2 protein-coding genes are annotated in these 1,121 nt (G+C 70.3%); both read left to right on the top strand.

The window, feature by feature from the left end:
• Positions 1 to 636: DUF4097 family beta strand repeat-containing protein (locus O3Q52_RS53375; RefSeq protein WP_269655585.1), on the top strand; the 636-nt coding region annotated here is incomplete at its 5' end.
• A 96-nt stretch (positions 637 to 732) separates the two neighbouring features.
• A partial coding sequence (locus tag O3Q52_RS53370) for an ATP-binding cassette domain-containing protein (RefSeq protein ID WP_269655584.1) occupies positions 733 to 1,121 on the top strand: 389 nt, incomplete at its 3' end.

The raw sequence follows: 1,121 nt of genomic DNA, 5'->3' as shown, positions 1-1,121 counted from the left end.
CTCATCGGGCGCGGCGGCACCGTCGACGTGACGGTCGAACTGCCCACGGGCTCGAACGTCGACATGACCGGCGCCGGGACCCAGATGATCGGCGAGGGCCGGCTCGCCGAGGTCCGCGTGAAGATCTCGGCGGGTGACGTCCGCCTCGACACCACGGGCCCGCTGCAGCTGAAGGTCTCGCACGGCTCCAGCACCGTCGACCGGGTCGAAGGCATGGCCGAGATCACCACCAGCACCGGCAACGTGCGCGTCGGCGTCGTCGACGGCCCCGCCGTCCTGAAGAACTCGCACGGCAGCACGACCGTCGGCGCCGTGACCGGCGAGCTGCGGATGAGCGGTGCCAACGGCGCCATCGACATCGCGCGCGCCGAGGCGTCGGTCGTGGGCACCACGACCAACGGCTCCCTTCGTGTCGCCGAAGTCGTCCGCGGCACCGTCCAGTTGGAGACCTCCAACGGCGCCATCGAGGTCGGTATCCGCGAGGGCACCGCCGCCTGGCTCGACGTCAGCTCCAACCGCGGGCACGTACGCAACACGCTCGCCGCGTCCGAGGCCCCGGAGCAGACCGAGGAGACCGTCAAGGTCCGCGCACGGTCCAACTGGGGAAACATCGACGTCCTCCGCGCCAAGGCCTGAAAGGCCTGAGCGCCCTCGCCTCGGCGGACCCCGCCCCTCACCAGCCTCATCTCTTCCGATCCCCCACCCCCTTCAGCCTTCTAACGGGAGGGCTCCATGCCTTCATCTGTCATGTCCACGTCCAAGCAGCGGGACGGCCACGCGTCGCCGGCCGCCGTATCCACTGTCGGTCTGCGCAAGTCGTTCGGCGACAAGACCGTCCTCGACGGGATCGATCTGCGCATCCCGGCCGGGTCGGTGTTCGCCCTGCTCGGCCCGAACGGCGCCGGCAAGACCACCGCCGTGAAGATCCTCTCCACGCTCATCTCGGCCGACGGCGGCCAGGCCCAGGTCGCGGGCCACGACGTCACCACGTCACCGGACGGGGTGCGGGCCGCGATCGGTGTCACCGGTCAGTTCTCCGCTGTCGACGGTCTGATCACGGGCGAGGAGAACATGCTCCTCATGGCGGACCTGCACCACCTCTCCCGCAGCGAGGGGAGGCG

Origin of the sequence: Streptomyces sp. ActVer, from assembly GCF_027270795.1 — a bacterium.
Classification (GTDB): domain Bacteria; phylum Actinomycetota; class Actinomycetes; order Streptomycetales; family Streptomycetaceae; genus Streptomyces; species Streptomyces umbrinus_A.
Note: the sequence above shows the minus strand (reverse complement) of the source record. Positions and strands in the feature narration are given on the sequence as shown.